Genomic DNA, 19,172 nt, shown 5'->3' with positions numbered 1-19,172 from the left:
CGCCGTGATCATCGGCGGGTGGCTGCCGACACGCCGGAAGGGGGCGACCACTCGACGGTGATCACGGCGGAGGGGGCCGCTCACGAGCCGCCATCCTCCCGGGGCCCCTCGGCCCGCGAGCCCTCGGCCGGCCGGCGGCCGCGCAGCCGGCCCAGCACGTAGCCGAGCACGCCCCCGCCGAGCGCCGCCTGCAGCGCGAACAGCCCGGACTCCACGGACGCGGACGAGGGGGTGAACAGCGACTCGAACCAGGGCTCGCGGCCCTCCGCCTCGAGCAGCTCGGTGGCCTGCGCGTCCGAGCCGGCGAACTCCGACGTCCCGCCGTCCAGCACGAGCGGCAGCGCGACGAGCGCGACGACGCCCAGGACCAGCAGCGCGGTGACCAGCCGCGACCGGGTCACCGGGCCGGCTCCGGGCGCAGCAGGCCCAGGCGTTCCAGCTCGGGCCGGGCGTTGGCGGTGAGCACCCGGAACAGCAGCACGCCGAGCAGCCCCTCGCCGACCGCCAGCGGCACCTGGGTGAGGGCGAAGACGGAGAGGAACTTGGCGAACGCGCCGGCGACCCCGGTCCCGGCGTCGGGCAGGGCGAGCGCGAGCTGTCCGGCCGTCGTGACGTAGGTGGCCAGGTCGGCGACGGCCATCGCGGCGAAGACCCCCGGCGGCAGCCCGCCGCCGAGGCGCCGCGTGAGCCGGTAGGCGCCGTAGCCGGCCCACGGCCCGACCACCGCCATGGCGAACGCGTTGGCGCCCAGCGTGGTCAGCCCGCCGTGCGCCAGCAGCAGCGCCTGGAACAGCAGCACGATCGTGCCGAGCAGCGCCATCACCGGCGGCCGGAACAGCACGGCGCCGGCGCCGGTGCCGGTCGGGTGGCTGGAGCTGCCGGTGAACGAGGGCAGCTTGACGGCGCTGAGCACGAAGGTGAACGCGCCGGCCGCGCCGAGCAGCAGCGTGTTCTCCGGGCGCTCGCGGACCTCGGCGACCACCTGCCGGGCCCCGTGGACGACGAAGGGTGCGGCGGCCAGCGTCCAGCCGACCGCGTGCGTCACTGGCAGGAACCCCTCAGCGATGTGCATGCCGTGCCCCTCCCGGGAGGACAGCCGCCGCGCAGGCGAACACGAACCGCTCGGCCAGAGCCGGGAAGCCGGCCCAGTTCAGGTGCAGGTAGGAGGCGTGCACGCTCCCGCTCACGAACCCCTCCGGTCCGGCGCCCGCCCACCGCCAGGCCGGCGTCGGACCCGCGGCGGGCGTGGCGACCGTGCGGTGGAACTCGTGGCCACGCACCCGGGTGCCGGCCGGCGCGAGCACCGAGTCGCCGAGCGCGACGGCCTCCCGGTAGCCCAGGGTCAGCCGCGGCGACATGACCGCGTCGGTGGCCAGGACGCCGCACATCCGGACGCCGTCCAGGCTGCGGGCCAGGTAGAGCAGGCCGGCGCACTCGGCGGCGACCGGACCGCCCCGCGCGGCGAGCGCGGCGACGTCGGCCCGCAGCGTCTCGTTGGCCGAGAGGTCGGCGGCGTGCACCTCGGGGAACCCGCCGCCGACGACCAGTCCGGTGGTCCCCTCCGGGAGCGCCTCGTCGCGCAGCGGGTCGACCGTCACGACCTCGGCGCCGGCGGCCTCGAGCAGCTCGGTGTTCTCCGCGTAGCCGAAGGTGAAGGCCGCCCCGCCGGCGACGGCGATCCGCGGCCGGCCGTCCAGCGGTGCGACCTCGGCGGCGGGGTCCCACGGGGCGGTGTCCAGGGCGGGCGCCGTGCGGGCCAGCTGCAGGACGGCGTCCAGGTCGACCGCGCCGGCCACCACCTCGCCGAGCCGGCCGACGGTCGCCAGCGCCTCGGCCGACCGCTCGGCGGCGGGCACCAGGCCGAGGTGGCGCGAGGGCGTCCCGAGCTCGGCGAGCCGGCGGACCGCGCCGAGCACCGGGACACCGGACCCGCCGAGCGCCTCGCGCAGGATCTCCTCGTGCCGGTCGCTGCCGACCCGGTTGAGCACCACGCCGCCCAGCCGCACGGTCGGGTCGTAGGTCGCGAAGCCGTGCACCAGCGCGGCCACGCTCTGCGCCTGCGCGCTCGCGTCGACGACCAGCACCACCGGGGCGCGCAGCAGCCGGGCCACGTGCGCGGTCGAGGCGAACCCGGGCTCGAGCCCCGGCCGGGTCGCGCCGTCGAACAGGCCCATGACCCCCTCCACGACGGCGACGTCCGCGCCGCGCGCCCCGTGCAGGAACAGCGGGACGACGCGCTCCTCGCCGACCAGCACCGGGTCGAGGTTGCGCCCGGGCCGCCCGGCGGCCAGGCCGGTGTAGCCGGGGTCGATGTAGTCGGGGCCGACCTTGTGCGGGGAGACGGCCAGCCCGCGGGCGGTCAGGGCAGCGACGAGCCCGGTGGCGACCGACGTCTTCCCCGCGTTGCTCGACGGGGCGGCGACGACCACGCGCGGGACGGTCACGGGCGGCCCTCCGTGATCATCGGCGAGTGGCTTCCGACACGCCGGACGCGGGCAGCCATCCGCCGATGATCACGGCTGGAGGGAGCGGGCACCGTCACCACTCGATCCCCCGCTGGCCCTTCTGGCCGGCGTCCATCGGGTGCTTGACCTTGGTCATCTCGACGACCAGGTCGGCGGCCGCGACGAGCGCCGGCGGGGCGTCCCGGCCGGTGACGACGACGTGCTGGGTGCCCGGCCGGTCCGTCAGCGTCCGGACCACGTCGTCGACGTTGACCCAGCCCCACTTCAGCGGGTAGGTGAACTCGTCCAGCACGTAGAAGCGGTGCGCCTCGGCGGCGAGGTCGCGCTTGATCTGCGCCCAGCCCTCCGCGGCGTCGGCGGCGTGGTCGACCTCGGTGCCCTGCCGGCGCGACCAGCTCCAGCCCGAGCCCATCTTGTGCCACACGACCGGCCCGCCCTCGCCCGTCTCGGCGTGCAACCGGCCCAGCGCGGTCAGCGCGTTCTCCTCGCCGACCCGCCACTTCGCGCTCTTGACGAACTGGTAGACCGCGATCGACCAGCCGTGGTTCCACGCCCGCATCGCCATGCCGAACGCGGCGGTGGACTTGCCCTTCATCTCACCGGTGTGGACGGCGAGCAGCGGCCGGTTGCGCCGCTGCTTCGTGGTGAGCCCGTCCTGCGGCGTGACCGCGACCTGTCCCTGCGGCACTAGTCCTCCTCGCTGGCGCTCGTCGGCCGAGTGCCTCGGGGCGCTGTGCTCATCGGTGAGCTCGCACGCTCGCTCACTAGGCCGCCTCCCGCACGCTGCGCACGGTCTGTGCCAGCGACTCGGCGGCCAGCTCCTCCAGCCGGAGGGTCTGTCCGCCGAGCGCCGTCCCGAGCGCGCCGGCCAGGCCGAGCCGCACCGGCCCGGACTCGCAGTCGACGACGACGGTCGCCGTCCCGTCGGCGGCCAGCAGGCCGGCCGCCCGCCGCGCCTCGCCGAGGTGGTCGCCGCCGCGCGCGCCGGTGGCCCGCCCGTCGGTGACGACGACCAGCAGCGGACGGCGCTGAGGATCGCGGACCCGCTCCACCCGCAGCGTCTCGTGTGCCCGCAGCAGCCCGGCGGCCAGCGGGGTGCGCCCGCCGGTGGGCAGCGCGGTGAGCCGGGCCGCGGCGGCCTCGACCGACCAGGTCGGCGGCAGCGCCAGCTCGGCCTCGGCGCCGCGGAAGGTGACCAGGCCGACCTTGTCCCGCCGCTGGTAGGCGTCGAGCAGCAGCGAGAGGACGGCGCCCTTCACCGCGGCCATCCGCGAGCGCGCGCCCATCGAGCCGCTGGCGTCGACGACGAAGAGGACGAGGTTGCCCTCGCGGCCCTCGAGGACGGCCTGCCGGAGGTCCTCGCGGGCGATCCGCAGCCCCGGGCCGGTGCGGCCGCGGGCGACCTGGTGGGGCGCCGCGGCGAGCACCGTGCCGGTCAGGTGCAGCCGGGTGACCGTGCCGTTGGGGCGGGTCGCGCCCACGACGCGGCCCCGGTCGCCCCGTGCCCGCGAGCGCCGGCCGGCCACGCCCGCGCCGGTGCCCGGCACCTCCAGGCGGCGGGTGCGGAACGGGTCGGCGGGCGCGACGGCGGCGCGGTCGGGGGCGGGTGCGGTCCCGGCGGAGCCGTCACTCGTCGAGGGAGGGGGGTCTCCGGTGCCGTCGGCGGTCGACGGGGACTGCGCGGCCTCGCCGTCCCTGGACGGGCCGGGCGGCGGGGGAGGCGGGGTGCCGCCGTCACCGGGGCCCTCGGGCGGGTCCTCGTGGGGGCGGGACTCCTCCAGCGCCTGCTCGAGGGTCTCCTCGTCCAGGCCGGGCGCGTCGAACGGGTTGCGGCGCCGGCGGTGGGGGAGCGCCAGCCGGGCGGCCACCCGGACGTCGTCCTCGGTGACCTCGTCGCGGCCGCACCAGGCGGCGTGCGCGATGGCGGCGCGGGCGGTGACCAGGTCGGCGCGCAGCCCGTCGACGTCGAAGGCGGCGCACACCGAGGTCACCTGGCGCAGCGCGTGGTCCGAGAGGACGACGTGCGGCAGCCGGGCGCGGGCCTCGGCGATGCGGCGCGCCAGGCCGGCCTCCTCGCCGGCCCAGGACGCGGCGAACCCGGCCGGGTCGGCGTCGTGGGCGAACCGGCGGCGCACGACCTCGGCGCGCTCGGCCGGGTCGCGGGGTGCGGCGACCTCCACGGTGAGCCCGAACCGGTCGAGCAGCTGGGGACGCAGCTCGCCCTCCTCGGGGTTCATCGTCCCGACCAGCAGGAACCGCGCCGCGTGCCGCACCGAGACGCCCTCGCGCTCGACGTAGGCGGTGCCCAGCGCGGCGGCGTCCAGCAGCAGGTCGACCAGGTGGTCGTGCAGCAGGTTCACCTCGTCGACGTAGAGGACGCCGCGGTGCGCGGCGGCCAGCAGCCCCGGCTCGAAGGCCTTGACGCCCTCGGTGAGTGCCCGCTCGAGGTCCAGCGAGCCGACGACGCGGTCCTCGGAGGCGCCCACCGGCAGCTCGACCAGCCGCGCGGGGCGGGTGGGTCCCGGGGCGCCGGGGTCGTGCGGGCCGTCGGGGCAGGCGGGGTCCGGGGCGGCGGGGTCGCAGGCGAACCGGCAACCGGCCACGACGGCCACGGGCGGCAGGACGGCGGCCAGCGCACGCACCGTCGTCGACTTCGCCGTCCCCTTCTCCCCGCGGACGAGCACGCCGCCCACGGCGGGGGAGACGGCGTTGAGCAGCAGGGCGAGCCGCATGTCGTCCATGCCGACGACGGCGCCGAAGGGGTACGTCATGCGGGGGCACGTGTCCTCTCCCCGGGTGTCCACGCCCGGAGGTGGCAGGAGGCGACGACGGGAGTTCCTGACTCCCCGGCGACTGCCGGGTCACAGTGGCGGGACCGCGCCGGAGTCGCACCGGGCTTCCTCCACTGCCGTCGCTGTGGCCGCGCCATCAGACCACGACCGCCCCGTCGGATGACACCCCGGCCTCGTCCCTTGACGACGTGGAAAGTGACCGGGCAGTCTTTCCGACATGGAAAGCAACGAGGTCTCCGACCGTGCTGCCGCCGAGGCCGGACTGGCCGCCCTGCGGTCCCAGCGGGCCGCGCTGGCCGAGCGCGCTATGCAGCCATGGTGGTATGACGCCCTGCTGAGCCTGTTGCTGTTCGGGTTCATCTCCTCCTACTCGTTGCGCAACAACTGGGTGACGCTCGCCGCCGTCGTGGTCTTCCTGCTGTGCCTCCGCGGGATGGTGGTCCTGTACCAGCGGCACACCGGCTTCTGGGTGCACGGGTTCCGCAAGGGCAGGACCCGCAAGGCGATCCGCGTGTGGTTCGGGTGCGTGGTGGTCGTGCTCGCCGCCGGCTTCACCGCGGAGCTGGCGCTCGACCTCCGCGGGGCCATGGTGGTCGCGGGCGCGGTGCTCGCGGTCGCCCTCCTGCTGGTCAACCGGTGGTGGAGTCGCATCTACATCGCCGAACTGCGGGGAGAACGGTGACCGCGGTCGCGCCGCGCTTCGACGCGGTCATCCACCCATCGCCCCGGCTGCAGGTCTGCGGCCTGCTCGCCGCCGTCGACACGATGGACTTCGCCACGGTCCGCGACACGGTCGGGGTCAGCGACTCGGTGCTGTCCAAGCACGTCAAGCAGCTGGAGGAGGCCGGCTACGTGCGGGTGCACAAGGCCACCCGCGCCTCCCGGCTGCGCACCAGCCTGTCCCTCACCAAGGAGGGGCGCGCGGCCTTCGACGCGCACGTCGCCGAGCTGCGCCGCATCACCGGCGGCTAGGGGCGGGGTCGCCCGGCAGAGTGGGCCGGGTGGGCAGGGGTGCGCGGGCGGCCGACCTGGCGCTCGTGGTCGTCGCCGCCCTCGCGCTCACGCTGGCCCTCGACGTCCTCGACCTGCCCGCGCCGGCGCTCTTCGGCGGGCTGCTCGCCGGCTTGGCGCGTGGCCTGGCCGGCCGGCTCCGGCTCGCCGTCCCGCGGCCGGTCACCACGGCGGCCCAGGGACTGGTGGGCGTCTCGATAGGCGCGCTGGTCGACGGAGCCACCCTCGAGGCGATTGGCCGCGACTGGCTGCCGGTCCTGCTGGTCACCGCCGGCACCCTCCTGCTCAGCGTGCTGGCCGGTCTCGTCCTGCGGCTGCAGCCGGGGGTCACCCCCGTGACGGCCGCCTTCGCCATGGTCGCCGGGGGCGCCTCGGGCGTCACGGTGATGGCTGGTGAGCTGGGCGCCGACGACCGGACCGTCGCCGTCCTGCAGTACCTGCGGGTGCTGGTCGTCGTCGTCCTCGTGCCGGGAACGGCGGTGACCCTCTTCGATGCCGACCCCGGCTCCGGGGGGACGACGGTGGACGACGCCGGCCCCGGATGGCCGGCTGGGCTGCTGTTCGCGGCGGTCTGCGTGCTCGCCGGTGCACCGCTGGCCCGGCTGCTGCGGATCCCCGTGCCGGCGCTGCTCGGGCCGATGCTGGTCGCCGCCGGGCTCGACCTCGGCGGGCTCTCGGGCGGGGCGGCGGTCCCGGTGCCGCTGGAGGTCGCGGCCTTCCTGGTCATCGGGCTGGTGGTGGGGCTCGGCTTCGACCGCGACGGCCTGCGCGCCGTCGCCCGGACGCTGCCGCTCGGCCTCGCCGTCATCCTCGGCCTGGTCGCCGCCTGCGCCGGGCTGGGTGCGCTGCTGGCCGCCACCACCGGGGCGAGCGCGCTGGACGCCTACCTCGCCACCACCCCCGGCGGCCTGTACGCCGTGCTCGCCACGGCCCGGGACGGTGGCGCCGACGTCACCTTCGTGCTCGCCGTCCAGGTGCTGCGGCTGTTCGCGGTGCTGCTCGCCGCGCCGCTGCTGGCCCGCTGGCTGCGGTACACCGGGGAGTGACCGAGGCCGCCGGCCCGGTGCCGCGGGCGCCGAGCGCGCCTACCCTCGATCCGGTGTCGGAGGAGGTGAGGGAGCTGTCCGAGGACCAGACCGGCGCGGACGCCGGCACGCAGGACGCGGTGCTGCTGTTCGTCGGTGGCCCGCTCGACGGCCGGGTGGAGATCCGGGAGGCGCGGCACGGGGAGCCCCTGCCGACGATCACGCACGTGCACCTGCACGACGGCCCCAAGGTCGTGCACCGCTACGACCTGACCCCGCTGGGCCCGCAGGCCGGGGTCTACCACCTGCGCCCGCGGCAGGCGGTGCGCGACCAGTCCGTCGCAGAGTGACCCGTACACCTGTCACACCCGGGTGCTGACGGACGGCACTGCCCGGGCGGCCGGGCCGGCTGACACCGTCGGCTCATGCCCGGCGACCCGCTGCTCCTGCTCCACGTGACCGCCGGGACGGCGGGCCTGCTGCTCGGTCCGGTGTGGCTCGCCGCCCGCCTGGCGGGGGCGCGAGGGCGGGTCGCGGCCGGCGGCTACCAGGTGGCGGTCGCCGGCGTCGCGGCGAGCGGCGCGGTGCTGGCGCTGTCGGCGCCGGGCCTGGCCTGGCTGCTGGCGGTGGCGGTGGCCACGCAGGGGCTCGCGGTCGCCGGTGCGCTGGCCCGGCGGCGGGGCTGGCGGCACTGGCGGACGCTGCAGCCGCACCTGCTGGGTGGCTCGTACGTCGCGCTGGTGACCGGGCTGCTGGTGGCCGCCACGGGAAACCCGGTGTGGTGGGTGCTGCCGGCGCTCGCCGGCCAGCTGCCCATCGCGGTCGCGAAGCGCCGGCTGCACGGTGCGGGTGCCGCCGCGGGGCCGGCCGGTCAGCCGGCGCGCAGCACCAGCGCGAGGTAGCCGAACTCGTCGCGGTGGGCCTGCCGGACGTCGACCTCGCGGCGGGCCTCGGCCAGGACCGCCGCCGTCCCGGGGTCCGGGTCGGGCCACGCGTCGATCGCCGCGGCGAGCGGGCCGTGGTACTCGTCGGTCCAGTCCGCGTCGGGCAGCAGGTGCGTCGCCAGGACCTCCCAGCCCGCCGACCGGGCCGCCGCGACCAGCGCCGCCTCGTCGCGCATCGCCGGGTACTCGGCCCAGAATCGGCGGGCCTCCCCGGAGGGGGCGGCGGTGGTCCAGACGGCGTCGGTGAGCACGAGGGCGCCGCCCGGGCGCAGCAGCCGGCTCCACTCCCGGAGCGCCCGGTCCACGCCCATGAGGTAGGCCGCGCCCTCGCACCAGAGCAGGTCGAACCCGCCGTCGGGGTGGGGGAGAGCGGTCATCGATGCCCGCTCGACGGCGACCCGCGCGGCCAGGCCCGCGTCCCGCGCCGCGGCCCGGGCGCGCCGCAGGAACGGCTCGTGCAGGTCGACCGCGGTCACCCGGGCACCGTCGGCGGCCAGCACCAGCGACGCCCGCCCGGGACCGCAGCCGACGTCGAGGGCGCGGGGCGACGCCGGCAGCGGCGCGGTGAGCTCCAGCAGGGTCCGGGTGGTGGCGTCCGAGCCCACGCCCTCCCGGGGCAGGTCGCGGTGCAGGGCCCAGAAGACCTCGGCGGCGTCCACTGCCGTCAGTCCGGGTGCAGGCCGCGCAGCGCCGTGACCACGTCGTCGAACACCGCCCGCCCGATGGCCGCGCCCTCGCGGCGCGCCGAGCCGGGCGGGAGCAGCAGCAGCCGGTCCAGCCGCACCTCGCTGGGCCGCCCGCGCGGGTCCCAGCCGCCGCGGCCGACGTCCATCCAGGTCCGGCCGTGCCGGGCCTCGTCGGCGGCGTCCCGGTCGTGGTCCTGGCTCGAGAGCATGAGGCCGACGAGGTCCGCGCCGCGGCTGCCGACGACGAGTACCGGGCGGTCCTTGCCGCGGCCGTCGCCCTCGTCGTAGGGCACCCACGCCCAGACCACCTCGCCGGGGTCCGGCCGGCCGTCGTCCTCCGGGCGGTGCGCGAGGTCGACGCCGGCCAGACCGCCGGGGAGGTCGCGCACGCCGCCGCCGGACGGTGTCCCCCGCCGGGCGGCCGCAGGCCGGGTGGGGGCGGGCCGCAGCGCCGTCCGGAGCAGCGACCTGAGCACCCGGGGCAGGGAGGGACCGGCCATGCCCGGCACGGTACGGGTGGGACTCCCGGGACGGGTGGGACAGGGGAGGTGTCCTGTGTGACACACCGGTGGCAATCGGTCACGAGAACGGTTGCGCCGGCCGATGGAGGGGCACCATGTCCGCACGGGGCCGGGGCGGAGCCGTCTCCGGGAGAGGGGGGTCGTCATGACCTCGGCCGAGCCACTTCCCCCTGCTCAACCGCGGGGGCGCGAGGTGAAGGCGAGCGTGCTCGCCGCCTTCCAGCTTGTGGAGGACGCCCGCTACCTGGGCACCGGTCCGCGCACCCGGCACGGGCGCCGGCGGGCGCTGGCCGAACGCACCGTCGCCTATCGGAAGCTCGCCCGCGACCTGCGCGCCAGCTGAGAGAGGACCCCTGCAGGGGGGCGGCGGGGCCAGGGGGACGGGTCCTTCCTCAGGCGACGCAGAACTCGTTGCCCTCGGGGTCGGTGAGGGTCGCCCACTCGAACGGGCCCTGCAACTGCCGGTAGAGCTCGGTCGCGCCCAGCCGAAGCAACCGGGCGACCTCGTCCTCCCGCCGGTCGGCGCCCACGTGCACATCGAGGTGCACGCGGTTCTTGACGGTCTTGGGCTCGGGGACCCGCTGGAACAGCACCCGCGGCCGGTGGGGGTCGGGGGAGGTGATCGCCGCGCCCGAGTTCCAGACCAGTGCGCCGCGGTGCGTGGTGGTGTCGGCCTCGGTCGCGGCGCCCGACTCGACCATGCGTCGGATGAACGCCTCGTCCTGCGGCTCGACCTGCCAGCCGAGGACCTCGGCCCACCAGTCGGCCAGCCCGTGCGGGTCGGCGGAGTCGATCACGATCTGGACGTCGGTGGCCATGCGCGGACGATAGGGCGGACCACCGACAGGTCCCTCGTCAGAGCTCCTGCGCCAGCTCCGCGCGCATCTCCTCCTGGCCGGGCAGGGGCGTGCTCAGCCCGCAGTGGTCGCGCAGCACCTCGCCCAGCGACGGGAAGGTCGAGCGCTCGACCTGCCGGCCGGCGTCCCACAGCCCGGAGCGCATGACCGCCTTGCCGCACTGGAAGTAGGCCTGCTCGACGGTCAGCACCAGCACCGACCGCGGCGGGCGGCCGAACTCGGTCAGGTCCACGCCCAGGTCGTCCGGGCCCACGAGCATCGTCGTCCCGAAGACCTTGAGGGTCTCCTCGAAGCCGGGCACGAAGAACAGCAGGGCAGCGTGCGGGTTGCCCACGGTGTTGCGCAGGCTGTCGACCCGGTTGTTGCCCTGCCGGTCCGGGAGGGCGAGCGTCCGCTCGTCGAGGACCCGCGCGAACCCCGGGTCGCCGCCGCGCGGGGAGACGTCGGGCCGGCCGTCGGGCGCCGCCGTGGCCAGCGTGGCGAACGGCGACAGCGCGATGAAGGCCCGGCAGTGCCGGTCGAGGTGGTCGACGACCTTGTCCTGCACCAGCTTCGAGGGCGGTCGGTACCCGGCCAGGACGTCGGCAGCGGTGTCCACGGGTGCACCGTAGCCCGGCTACGGTGACCGGCCGTGGCTGCACGGTGGAGCTCCCCGGTCCGGTACGTCGAGTGCGACCAGCAGGGCGTCGTCTTCAACGCCCACTACCTGACCTGGGCCGACGAGACCTCCAACCACTGGTGGGCGGCGATCGGGCTGCCCTGGGAGGACCTCGTCGCCCGCGGCCTCGACCCGCTGGTCAAGGCCAGCTCGCTGGAGTGGACGTCGTCGGCCCGGTGGGGCGACACCGTCACCGTGGACGCCGGGACCGAGCAGCTCGGCCGTACCAGCGTGACCGTGCGGTACACGGTCCGGGTGGGGGAGCGGGTCTGCTGCGTCGTCCGCAACACCTACGTGTGCGTGGCCGACGGCGTGGCCACCCCCTGGCCCGACGACGTCCGGGCCCGGCTCAGCGAGGGCTGAGCGCGTCCCCGGGCGGGAGCACGGGCAGGCCGCCCGGGACGCCGTCCTCGACCAGCCGCCACAGCGCGCCGGTGTCGGCGTGCTCGGCGACCAGGTCGCCGAGGGCGTCCAGCCGCCGCTCGCGGACGGCGGCGAAGTCGGTGTCCGGCGCGGCCACGAAGCGCCGTCCGGCCACCCGGGCGACCTCGGCGAGGAACGCCCGCCGGAAGCCGTCGACCTCCAGCGCCCCGTGCCACGTGGTCCCGAACACCGACCCGGCGCGGGCGCCGTCGAGGAAGGGCTCCGCGGTGTCGTCGATGGTGACCACGCCGTGGTGGATCTCGTAGCCGCGCACCGGCTGCCCGAACGCCGTGCCCTCCGGCCGGCCCAGCGTCTTTCCCCGGGCGAACCGGACGTCGGCCGGCAGCAGCCCGAGCCCGGGCACCGTGCCGGCCCGCGACTCGACGTCGTCGGTGATCGTCCGCGCCAGCATCTGGGAGCCGCCGCAGACGCCGAGCACCGGCCGGCCCGCGGCGGCGTGCCGGGCGACGGCGTCGGCCAGGCCGGTGGCGCGCAGCCAGCCGAGGTCGGCGACCGTGGCGCGGGTGCCGGGCAGCACGACGAGGTCGGCGTCGGCCAGTTCCTCGGGGGTGGTCGCGAAGCGCACCAGCACGCCGGGCTCGGCGGCCAGCGCGTCGAGGTCGGTGAAGTTGGACAACCGCGGCAGCCGGGCGACGGCGACCCGCAGCACTTCCTCGCCGTGCGGCTGGCCGGCGGAGGAGACGCCGGTCGGGACGCCGAGGGAGTCCTCGACGTCCACCGCCGCACCGGGCAGCCAGGGCAGCACGCCGAGCGTCGGCCGGCCGGTGAGCGCAGTGAGCTGCTCCAGCCCGGGCGCGAGCAGCCGGACGTCGCCGCGGAACTTGTTCACCAGGAAGCCCGCGACGAGCCGCTGGTCGGCCGGCGGCATGAGCGCCACCGTGCCGTAGAGGGCCGGGAAGACCCCGCCGCGGTCGATGTCGCCGACGACGACCACGGGCAGCCCGGCCGCGGTGGCCAGGCCCATGTTGGCGATGTCGTCGGCGCGCAGGTTGATCTCGGTGGGGGAGCCGGCGCCCTCGCAGACGACGACGTCGAACCGGGACCGCAGGTCGGCGAGGCTGGCCAACACCTGCTCCAGCAGCGCGGCCTTCATCGGCCGGTACGACAGCGCGGTCACGTCGGCGACCGCCCGGCCGAGGACGACGACCTGGCTGGAGTCCTCGCCGCCGGGCTTGAGCAGCACCGGGTTCATCGCGGCCTCGGGCTCGACGCGCGCCGCGGCGGCCTGCATGACCTGTGCCCGGCCGATCTCCGCGCCGTCGAGGGTGACCATCGAGTTGTTGCTCATGTTCTGCGCCTTGAACGGCGCGACCGACACCCCCTGGCGGACCAACCAGCGGCAGATGCCGGCGGTCACCACCGACTTGCCGGCGTCGGACGTCGTCCCCGCGACGAGCAGGGCGCCGCCGGAGGCCGGGCGCCGGGGAACGGTGCCGCTCATGCCCGCGGCTGCCCCCAGCCGGCCTTCTCCTGGCCGGAGAGCTCGGCGATCGCCTCCATGATCCGGTCGGTCACCACCCGGCGGGCCCGGCCGTTGCCGGCCATCCCGCGCTGCTCGGGGAAGGTCAGCGGCTCGCCGAAGGTCACCGACACCTTGTGCGGCCGCGGCCAGCGGGAGTCGACCGGCTGCACCCGGTCGGTGCCGTGCACGGCCACCGGGACGACGGGGCAGTCGGCGGTCAGCGCGAGCCACGCGACGCCGGTCTTGCCGCGGGCCAGCCGGCCGTCGCGGGAGCGGGTGCCCTCCGGGTAGATGCCGAAGCCCTCACCGCGGCGCAGCACGCCCAGCGCGGTGTCCAGCGCCTCCTGCGCGGCGCGGTGCGTCTGCCGCTCCACCGGCATGGCCCCCAGTGCGGTGAACAGCGTCCGGGTCAGCCAGCCACCGACGCCCGTGCCGGTGAAGTACTCGGCCTTGGCCAGGTAGTGCACGCGGCGCGGCGCCGACAGCGGGATGACCATGCTGTCGATGAAGGACAGGTGGTTGCTGGCGAGGATCACCGGGCCGGTGGCCGGCACGTTCGCCCGCCCCGTCACGCGCATCCGCAGCGCGACGTGGAACAGCGGGCGCAGCAGGAACCGGACGACCAGGTAGAGCACGCCGCGTTCCCCTCTCGGCTCGGGGACCGCCGGAGGGCACCGGCGTCAGCGGCATCCTCTCCTGCGGTCGGGGAGCCGTCGCCTCCCGGGGCGCGTGGCGTGCCTCAGTGGTGCGGGCGGGGCGGGCAGACGTCCCGGATCAGCGCCTGGATGTCCTCCGGCAGCCCGGCGTGCCCGGCGGCGGACTCCACGATGGCCACCGCGACGTCGCGCACCTTGCGGTGCGAATTGCTCGAGATGTGCGCGAGCAGGTCGAAGGCCACCTGCTCGCTGCAGCTGGTGAGCAGCATGAGGATGCCCTTGGCCTGCTCGATCGCCGCGCGGCTGCTCATCGCGGTGCGCAGCTGGGCGACCTCGGTCTCCAGGGCGCGCACCCGGTCGTCCTCGGTCCCCGCGTCCCCGGGCCGGGCCGCCGCCTGGCGGGGCTCCGGGGGGACCTCGACGAGCAGGCCCTCCAGCGCCTCGACCGCCCCGGCCGCGTCGACCACGGGCTCGCCGACGAGGACGGCGGGTCGCTCGAGCCCGCCCCTGCTGCCCAGCCGGACCCGCAGCGCGAAGGGTTCGCCGGCGGTGCAGGCGGCGGCGATCGCGTCGAGCGCCCGGGGCCGGTCGCCGGGGTGCAGCGAGTGGACCAGCAGCTCGGTGCACGGCTGCCCCCCGGTGTGGGCGAGGTTGAGCAGCGCGGAGGTCTCCGGGGACCAGCTCCACGTGCCGGCGCGGCGGTCGTACCGGTAACGGCCGGCCAGCCGCCGGGCAGCCGGGAGGGGCCGTGCCGGCGGCGGCGCTGCCGGACGGGGCCGGCCGACGCTGCTGCGGGCCAGGATCGGGGAAGGGGTCGCTGTCATCTCGACTCCACGGGGTGCCACCGGGCCGGACCCGGCCGGGGCGCCGCCGGCCGTGGGTTCGACCGATGCGGTACGCCGGTGACGGTGTGTCACCAGCCGCTCCGTGTCACCGGACCGTACGGCGTCCCGGGGCGACACGCCCGCCCCTCGGTCCCGGTCTGATCACGGCTCCGCGTGTCCCGTGGTGCCGTACCGCCGAGGGTGACGCACCGGGGTCGGGCTGCGCCGCTGCGTCAGTGGCGGGGCAGCGCCCGCGCCGCGACGGCGAGCGCGGCGGCCGCGGTCCACACCGCCCGGGACAGCCGGACGGCGCGCGGGACGTCGGAGGCTGCGGGCGCCCGGCCGTCGCCCAGCGGCGGGCGCTCCTCCACCCGGCTGCCGTAGACGTTGCGGCCGCCCAGCCGGAGGTCCAGCGCGCCGGCGAGGGCCGCCTCGCACCGGCCGGCGTTGGGCGAGGGGTGGGCCGCGCCGTCGCGGCGCCACGCGGTCCACGCCCCGCGAGCCGAGCCACCCGTCAGCGGTGCGGCCGCCACCGTGAGCGCCGCGGTGAGCCGGGCGGGCAGCCAGTTGGCGACGTCGTCGGTGCGCGCGGCCGCCCAGCCGAACCGGGCGTGGCGTGGCGAGCGGTGGCCCACCATCGCGTCGAGGGTGTTGACCGCGCGGTACGCCAGCAGGCCGGGCAGCCCGGCGAGCGCTCCCCACACCAGCGGCGCGACGGCGGCGTCGGACGTGTTCTCCGCGACCGACTCGACGGTGGCGCGGGCCAGTTCGGCCTCGCCCAGCCCGGCGGGGTCGCGGCCGGCCAGCGTGGGCAGCAGCGCGCGGGCGGCCGGCAGGTCGCCGGCGTCCAGCGTGCGCGCCATCGCCGTCCCGGCGCGGCCCAGCGAGGTGCCCCCGAGCACGGTCCAGGTGGCGGCCGCGGTGACCAGCGTGCGGACGGCGGGCTTGCCGCGGGTGGCCCGGTCGAGCAGGACACCCAGGCCGGCCGCCGTACCGGTCAGCAGCCCGGCGTACGCGGCCCCGGCGGCGAGGGAGTCCCGCCAGAGCCGGCGCTCCAGGACCGCGGCGGCCCGGCCGAACCCGGCGACCGGGTGCCGGTGGCGCGGATCGGCCAGCAGCAGGTCGGCGGCGGCGCCGAGGGCCAGCCCCGCGGCGGTCGGGAGGTCGCGCGGGGGCACGAGGTCCATCCTGGGCCCATCGGGCCGACCGGCGCCGTCCCTAGGATCGACGGTCATGCGCCTGCCCGGCCGTTACAGCGGCGTCGCCCGGCCGATCGTCACCTACGGCACCGACCCGGTCCTGCACCGGCCGTGCGCGCCGGTGACGGCGTTCGGCAAGGACCTCCGCCGGCTGGTCCTCGACATGTTCGCGTCGATGGAGGCCGCCGACGGCGTGGGCCTGGCGGCCAACCAGATCGGCGTCGACGCGCGCGTCTTCGTCATCGACTGTCCGGACGCCGACGGCGAGGACGTCGTCGGCTACGTGGTGAACCCGCAGTTGGCCGTCCTGGAGCCGCACGAGGGGGAGCCGGCCGAGGAGGTCACCGAGGAGGGCTGCCTGTCGGTGCCCGGCCCCTACGCCGAGCTGCCGAGGGCCTTCCGCGCCCGGGTGGACGGCGTCGACGCCGACGGCGTGCCGGTGTCGATCGAGGGCACCGGGATGGCCGCCCGCTGCCTGCAGCACGAGGTCGACCACCTCGACGGCACCGTCTACGTCGACCGGCTGCCCGAGGAGCAGCGGGAGCGGCTGCTGGCGGAGGCGGCCGGGCCGGCGGGGGAGCTGCCCGCGTGAGCACGCCGATCGTGGTCGTCGGCATCGGCGCGGACGGCTGGGACGGGCTCTCGCCGCGGGCGCGTCGGGCGGTCGAGGACGCCGACGTGCTGCGCGGCAGCGCCCGCCAGCTGGCGCTCGTGCCGGACGGCGTCCCCGCCGAGCGGGTGCCCTGGCCCTCGCCGATGGCCCCGGCCCTCGCCGGCCTGCTGACCGAGCACCCGGGCCGGCGGGTCGTCGTGCTGGCCAGCGGCGACCCGATGCTCTCCGGCGTGGGCAGCTCGCTGGTCCGGCTGCACGGCGCGGGCGCGGTGGAGGTGCTCGCGCACCCGTCGTCGGTGACGCTGGCCTGCGCCCGGCTGGGCTGGGCGGTGGAGGAGACCCAGGTGGTGCCCGCGGTGGGCCGGCCGGTCGAGCTGGTCGTGCCGCACGCCACCCCGGGACGGCGGCTGCTGGTGCTCGGCTCGGACGGCGGCACCCCCGCCCAGGTGGCCGCGCTGCTGACCCGGCTCGGCTACGGCGCCAGCCGGCTGGTCGCGCTGGCCCAGCTGGGCGGGCCGGCGGAGCGGCGCTTCACCGGCACCGCCGCCGGCTGGCCGCACGCCGCGACCGACCCGCTCGTGGTCACCGCCGTCGAGGTGGTCGCCGACCCCGGCACCGTCGTCCTGCCGGCCGTGCCCGGGCTGCCCGACGCCGCGTTCGAGGACGACGGCCAGCTGACCAAGCGCGAGGTCCGCGCGGTGACGCTGTCGCGGCTGGCCCCGGTACCCGGGCAGCTGCTCTGGGACGTCGGCGGCGGAGCCGGGTCGATCGGCATCGAGTGGATGCGCACCTCCCCGTCCTGCCGGGCGATCGCCGTGGAGGCCCGCGCCGACCGCGCCGGGCGCATCCGCCGCAACGCCGTCCGGCTGGGCGTGCCGGGGCTCGAGGTGGTCGAGGGCCGCGCGCCCGGGGCGCTCGCCGGGCTGCCGGCGCCGGACGCGGTGTTCGTGGGCGGCGGCGCGACGGCGCAGGGGCTGCTGGAGGCGTGCTGGGCCGCGCTGCCGGCCGGCGGGCGGCTCGTGGCCAACGCGGTGACGGTCGAGAGCGAGGCGGTCCTGGCGACCTGGTTCGCCGGGGTCGGTGGCGACCTCGTGCGGCTGGCGGTGCAGCGGGCGGAGCCGGTCGGCGGCTTCACCGCCTGGCGGTCCGCGATGCCCGTGACGATCTGGGCGGTGGTCAAGCCGTGACCGTGCACTTCATCGGGGCGGGCCCGGGGGCGGCCGACCTGGTCACGCTGCGGGCCGCCCGGATCATCGCGTCGGCCCCGGTCTGCCTGTACGCCGGTGCGCTGGTGCCGCGCGAGCTGATCGACACCGCCCCGGCCGGCGCCCGGCTGGTCGACACCGCCGACCTCGACCTCGACCGCATCACCGCCGAGCTGGTCGCCGCCCACGAGGCCGGGCACGACGTGGCCCGGCTGCACTCGGGCGACCCGTCGGTCTACAGCGCGATGGCCGAGCAGATGCGCCGGCTCGACGCCGCCGGCGTGCCCTACGACGTCGTCCCCGGGGTGCCGGCGTTCGCCGCGGCGGCCGCGTCGCTCAAGCGGGAGCTGACCGTGCCGGGGGTCGGGCAGACCATCGTCCTCACCCGGACCAGCGCGCGGTCCACGCCGATGCCGCCGGGCGAGGAGCTCGCCGCCTACGCCGCCACCGGCGCGACGCTCGTGCTGCACCTCGCCGTCCAGCGGATCGGCGAGCTCGCCCCGCAGCTGGCCGCGCACTACGGGGACGACGGCCCGGTGGCCGTGGTGGCCCGCGCCAGCCGGGACGACGAGCTGGTGCTGCGCGGCACGCTCGCCGACATCGCCGGCCAGGTCGAGGCGGCCGGCGTGCGGCGGACGGCGGTCGTGATCGTGGGCCCCGTGCTCGCGGCGGCGGAGTTCCCCGACAGCCACCTGTACTCGACCACGCGATGTCGCGGCTAGGCGCGCCCGACCACGGTGCCGCCGCGGTCGATCACCACGACGTCGACCGCCACCGGGGCTCCCCGCAGGACGCCGAGTGCGGTGTCCCGCGCGCCGGCCGCCACCAGGTCGCCCAGCGGCAGCCCGGCGGCCCGGCACTGCTGCAGCGCGTCGAGCGCGGTGTTCGCGCCGCGCACGCCCTCGACCAGCTCCGGCGCCCCGCCGGCCTCGCGCACCATCGCGGCGAGCGACTCCGTCGACACCTGCGAGCGGCCCGAGTGCAGGTCGAGGTGGCCGTCGGCGAGCTTGGCCAGCTTGCCGACGCCCCCGGCGATGGTCAGCCGCGGCACCGGGTGGCGGCGCAGGTACTTGAGCACCGCGCCCGCGAAGTCACCCATGTCGAGCAGCGCGTCCTCGGGCAGGCCGTACAGCTCGGCGACCACCCGCTCGCTGGTCGAGCCGGTGCAGCCCGCCACGTGCTGCCGCCCGGCGGCCCGCGCCACGTCGACGCCGCGGCGGATCGAGTCGATCCACGACGAGCACGAGTAGGGGACGACGACGCCCGTCGTCCCCAGGATCGACAGCCCGCCGAGGATGCCCAGCCGCGGGTTCCAGGTCCGCCGGGCCAGCTCCGCGCCGTTCTCCACCGAGACCTCGACGACGACGTCGCCGGTGCCGCCGTGCCGGGCGGCCACCGCGGCGACGTGCTCGCGGATGAACTGCCGCGGCATCGGGTTGATCGCCGGCTCCCCGACCGGCAGCGGCAGCCCGGGCTTGGTGACCGTCCCGACGCCCTCGCCGGCCCGGAAGACGACCCCGCTGCCCCGCGGCCCGGTGGTCACGCGCACGGCGACGAGCGCGCCGTGCGTGACGTCGGGGTCGTCGCCGGCGTCCTTGACCACGGCGGCGGAGGCCGCGTCCGCCTCGAGGTGCTCGGTCGCCAGGGCGAAGGACGGGTGCCGGTCGTTCGGCAGGTCGACCCGGACCGGGTCGGGGAACTCGCCGGTGAGCAGCGCGGTGTACGCGGCGGTCGTGGCGGCGGTCGCGCAGGCGCCCGTCGTCCAGCCGTAGCGGAGCCCCGTGCTGCGCTCGCGCCCCGCCTCGGTCAC

At 77.0% G+C, this 19,172-nt stretch carries 24 protein-coding genes and 1 riboswitch; of the genes, 10 read left to right on the top strand and 14 right to left on the bottom strand.

Annotated features, from left to right (window positions below; translation table 11 throughout):
• Nucleotides 1-80 precede the first annotated feature (80 nt).
• From BLW63_RS09615 to BLW63_RS09595, 5 genes are all read right to left on the bottom strand, one after another.
• Nucleotides 81-401 (bottom strand): energy-coupling factor ABC transporter substrate-binding protein, encoded by a 321-nt coding sequence (locus BLW63_RS09615; protein ID WP_091154356.1) that lies wholly within the window; start codon nucleotides 399-401, stop codon nucleotides 81-83.
• Nucleotides 398-1,072: an energy-coupling factor ABC transporter permease gene (locus BLW63_RS09610; protein ID WP_091154352.1), complete on the bottom strand. Its 675-nt coding sequence runs from the start codon at nucleotides 1,070-1,072 to the stop codon at nucleotides 398-400. Before BLW63_RS09610 ends, BLW63_RS09615 begins: the two co-directional genes overlap by 4 nt.
• Nucleotides 1,059-2,444 (bottom strand): cobyrinic acid a,c-diamide synthase CobB, encoded by a 1,386-nt coding sequence (locus tag BLW63_RS09605; RefSeq protein WP_091154349.1) that lies wholly within the window; start codon nucleotides 2,442-2,444, stop codon nucleotides 1,059-1,061. Before BLW63_RS09605 ends, BLW63_RS09610 begins: the two co-directional genes overlap by 14 nt.
• 94 nt (nucleotides 2,445-2,538) lie before the next feature.
• Nucleotides 2,539-3,153 (bottom strand): cob(I)yrinic acid a,c-diamide adenosyltransferase, encoded by a 615-nt coding sequence (gene cobO / locus BLW63_RS09600; RefSeq protein ID WP_091154346.1) that lies wholly within the window; start codon nucleotides 3,151-3,153, stop codon nucleotides 2,539-2,541.
• A 76-nt stretch (nucleotides 3,154-3,229) separates the two neighbouring features.
• The gene (locus BLW63_RS09595) at nucleotides 3,230-5,236 is read right to left on the bottom strand and encodes a putative cobaltochelatase (RefSeq protein WP_091154342.1); all 2,007 of its coding nucleotides are present in this window, start codon (nucleotides 5,234-5,236) and stop codon (nucleotides 3,230-3,232) included.
• Between the two features lie 61 nt (nucleotides 5,237-5,297).
• Nucleotides 5,298-5,368: riboswitch (cobalamin riboswitch) on the bottom strand.
• A 106-nt stretch (nucleotides 5,369-5,474) separates the two neighbouring features.
• Between BLW63_RS09595 and BLW63_RS09590 the strand changes: the two genes are divergently transcribed.
• From BLW63_RS09590 to BLW63_RS09570, 5 genes are all read left to right on the top strand, one after another.
• Nucleotides 5,475-5,939 (top strand): hypothetical protein, encoded by a 465-nt coding sequence (locus BLW63_RS09590; protein ID WP_091154338.1) that lies wholly within the window; start codon nucleotides 5,475-5,477, stop codon nucleotides 5,937-5,939.
• A complete protein-coding gene (locus BLW63_RS09585; protein WP_091154335.1) occupies nucleotides 5,936-6,229 on the top strand; it encodes a transcriptional regulator in 294 nt (97 codons plus the stop codon). The genes BLW63_RS09590 and BLW63_RS09585 overlap by 4 nt, the downstream gene beginning before the upstream one ends.
• A 29-nt stretch (nucleotides 6,230-6,258) precedes the next feature.
• Nucleotides 6,259-7,314: an AbrB family transcriptional regulator gene (locus BLW63_RS09580; protein ID WP_244522468.1), complete on the top strand. Its 1,056-nt coding sequence runs from the start codon at nucleotides 6,259-6,261 to the stop codon at nucleotides 7,312-7,314.
• Nucleotides 7,315-7,367: 53 nt separating this feature from the next.
• Complete coding sequence (locus BLW63_RS09575) at nucleotides 7,368-7,643, top strand: hypothetical protein (protein WP_244522467.1); 276 nt, start codon at nucleotides 7,368-7,370, stop codon at nucleotides 7,641-7,643.
• Between the two features lie 75 nt (nucleotides 7,644-7,718).
• Nucleotides 7,719-8,195: a hypothetical protein gene (locus BLW63_RS09570; protein WP_091154329.1), complete on the top strand. Its 477-nt coding sequence runs from the start codon at nucleotides 7,719-7,721 to the stop codon at nucleotides 8,193-8,195.
• On the opposite strand, the gene BLW63_RS09565 is transcribed toward BLW63_RS09570, so the two are convergent.
• On the bottom strand, nucleotides 8,165-8,896 hold the full coding sequence (locus BLW63_RS09565; protein ID WP_091154325.1) for a class I SAM-dependent methyltransferase: 732 nt from the start codon (nucleotides 8,894-8,896) through the stop codon (nucleotides 8,165-8,167). The two genes, BLW63_RS09570 and BLW63_RS09565, sit on opposite strands and share 31 nt — an antisense overlap.
• A gap of 5 nt (nucleotides 8,897-8,901) precedes the next feature.
• Entirely contained in the window at nucleotides 8,902-9,423 is a 522-nt protein-coding gene (locus BLW63_RS09560; RefSeq protein WP_091154322.1) for a type II toxin-antitoxin system PemK/MazF family toxin, read from the bottom strand.
• Between the two features lie 226 nt (nucleotides 9,424-9,649).
• Here BLW63_RS09560 and BLW63_RS26760 point away from each other — a divergent pair, with 226 nt between their 5' ends.
• Nucleotides 9,650-9,787 (top strand): hypothetical protein, encoded by a 138-nt coding sequence (locus BLW63_RS26760; RefSeq protein ID WP_170856711.1) that lies wholly within the window; start codon nucleotides 9,650-9,652, stop codon nucleotides 9,785-9,787.
• Between the two features lie 49 nt (nucleotides 9,788-9,836).
• On the opposite strand, the gene BLW63_RS09555 is transcribed toward BLW63_RS26760, so the two are convergent.
• Together BLW63_RS09555 and BLW63_RS09550 are read right to left on the bottom strand one after the other, a co-directional pair.
• Nucleotides 9,837-10,262, bottom strand: coding sequence for a VOC family protein (locus tag BLW63_RS09555; protein ID WP_091154318.1), 426 nt, complete (start codon nucleotides 10,260-10,262; stop codon nucleotides 9,837-9,839).
• Between the two features lie 37 nt (nucleotides 10,263-10,299).
• Nucleotides 10,300-10,899, bottom strand: coding sequence for an MSMEG_1061 family FMN-dependent PPOX-type flavoprotein (locus tag BLW63_RS09550; RefSeq protein WP_091154314.1), 600 nt, complete (start codon nucleotides 10,897-10,899; stop codon nucleotides 10,300-10,302).
• Nucleotides 10,900-10,932: 33 nt separating this feature from the next.
• On the opposite strand from BLW63_RS09550, the gene BLW63_RS09545 reads away from it, so the two are divergent.
• On the top strand, nucleotides 10,933-11,322 hold the full coding sequence (locus BLW63_RS09545; protein WP_091154310.1) for an acyl-CoA thioesterase: 390 nt from the start codon (nucleotides 10,933-10,935) through the stop codon (nucleotides 11,320-11,322).
• On the opposite strand, the gene BLW63_RS09540 is transcribed toward BLW63_RS09545, so the two are convergent.
• The 4 genes from BLW63_RS09540 to BLW63_RS09525 all read right to left on the bottom strand — a co-directional run bounded on the left by BLW63_RS09540 (nucleotide 11,309) and on the right by BLW63_RS09525 (nucleotide 15,532).
• Nucleotides 11,309-12,844 (bottom strand): cobyric acid synthase, encoded by a 1,536-nt coding sequence (locus BLW63_RS09540; protein ID WP_091154306.1) that lies wholly within the window; start codon nucleotides 12,842-12,844, stop codon nucleotides 11,309-11,311. The genes BLW63_RS09545 and BLW63_RS09540 overlap by 14 nt on opposite strands.
• Nucleotides 12,841-13,500 (bottom strand): lysophospholipid acyltransferase family protein, encoded by a 660-nt coding sequence (locus tag BLW63_RS09535; RefSeq protein ID WP_091154303.1) that lies wholly within the window; start codon nucleotides 13,498-13,500, stop codon nucleotides 12,841-12,843. Before BLW63_RS09535 ends, BLW63_RS09540 begins: the two co-directional genes overlap by 4 nt.
• Nucleotides 13,501-13,604: 104 nt before the next feature.
• Entirely contained in the window at nucleotides 13,605-14,345 is a 741-nt protein-coding gene (locus BLW63_RS09530; protein WP_091154299.1) for an ANTAR domain-containing response regulator, read from the bottom strand.
• Nucleotides 14,346-14,578: 233 nt separating this feature from the next.
• Nucleotides 14,579-15,532 carry a cobalamin biosynthesis protein gene (locus tag BLW63_RS09525; protein ID WP_091154295.1) on the bottom strand — a complete coding sequence of 318 codons (954 nt, stop codon included), beginning with the start codon at nucleotides 15,530-15,532 and terminating at the stop codon, nucleotides 14,579-14,581.
• 46 nt (nucleotides 15,533-15,578) lie between these two features.
• On the opposite strand from BLW63_RS09525, the gene def reads away from it, so the two are divergent.
• From def to cobM, 3 genes are read left to right on the top strand one after another with little or no spacing between them, the layout of a single operon-like run.
• Nucleotides 15,579-16,136, top strand: a complete 558-nt coding sequence (def, locus tag BLW63_RS09520) for a peptide deformylase (protein ID WP_091154291.1) — start codon at nucleotides 15,579-15,581, stop codon at nucleotides 16,134-16,136.
• Complete coding sequence (gene cbiE, locus BLW63_RS09515; protein WP_091154288.1) at nucleotides 16,133-17,344, top strand: precorrin-6y C5,15-methyltransferase (decarboxylating) subunit CbiE; 1,212 nt, start codon at nucleotides 16,133-16,135, stop codon at nucleotides 17,342-17,344. The genes def and cbiE overlap by 4 nt, the downstream gene beginning before the upstream one ends.
• Nucleotides 17,341-18,084 carry a precorrin-4 C(11)-methyltransferase gene (cobM, locus tag BLW63_RS09510; protein ID WP_091154284.1) on the top strand — a complete coding sequence of 248 codons (744 nt, stop codon included), beginning with the start codon at nucleotides 17,341-17,343 and terminating at the stop codon, nucleotides 18,082-18,084. Before cbiE ends, cobM begins: the two co-directional genes overlap by 4 nt.
• On the opposite strand, the gene BLW63_RS09505 is transcribed toward cobM, so the two are convergent.
• Nucleotides 18,081-19,172 carry a cobalt-precorrin-5B (C(1))-methyltransferase gene (locus BLW63_RS09505; RefSeq protein ID WP_091154872.1) on the bottom strand — a complete coding sequence of 364 codons (1,092 nt, stop codon included), beginning with the start codon at nucleotides 19,170-19,172 and terminating at the stop codon, nucleotides 18,081-18,083. The two genes, cobM and BLW63_RS09505, sit on opposite strands and share 4 nt — an antisense overlap.

The sequence above is a fragment of the Geodermatophilus africanus genome, assembly GCF_900107105.1.
GTDB classification, from domain to species: domain Bacteria; phylum Actinomycetota; class Actinomycetes; order Mycobacteriales; family Geodermatophilaceae; genus Geodermatophilus; species Geodermatophilus africanus.
Note: the sequence above shows the minus strand (reverse complement) of the source record. Positions and strands in the feature narration are given on the sequence as shown.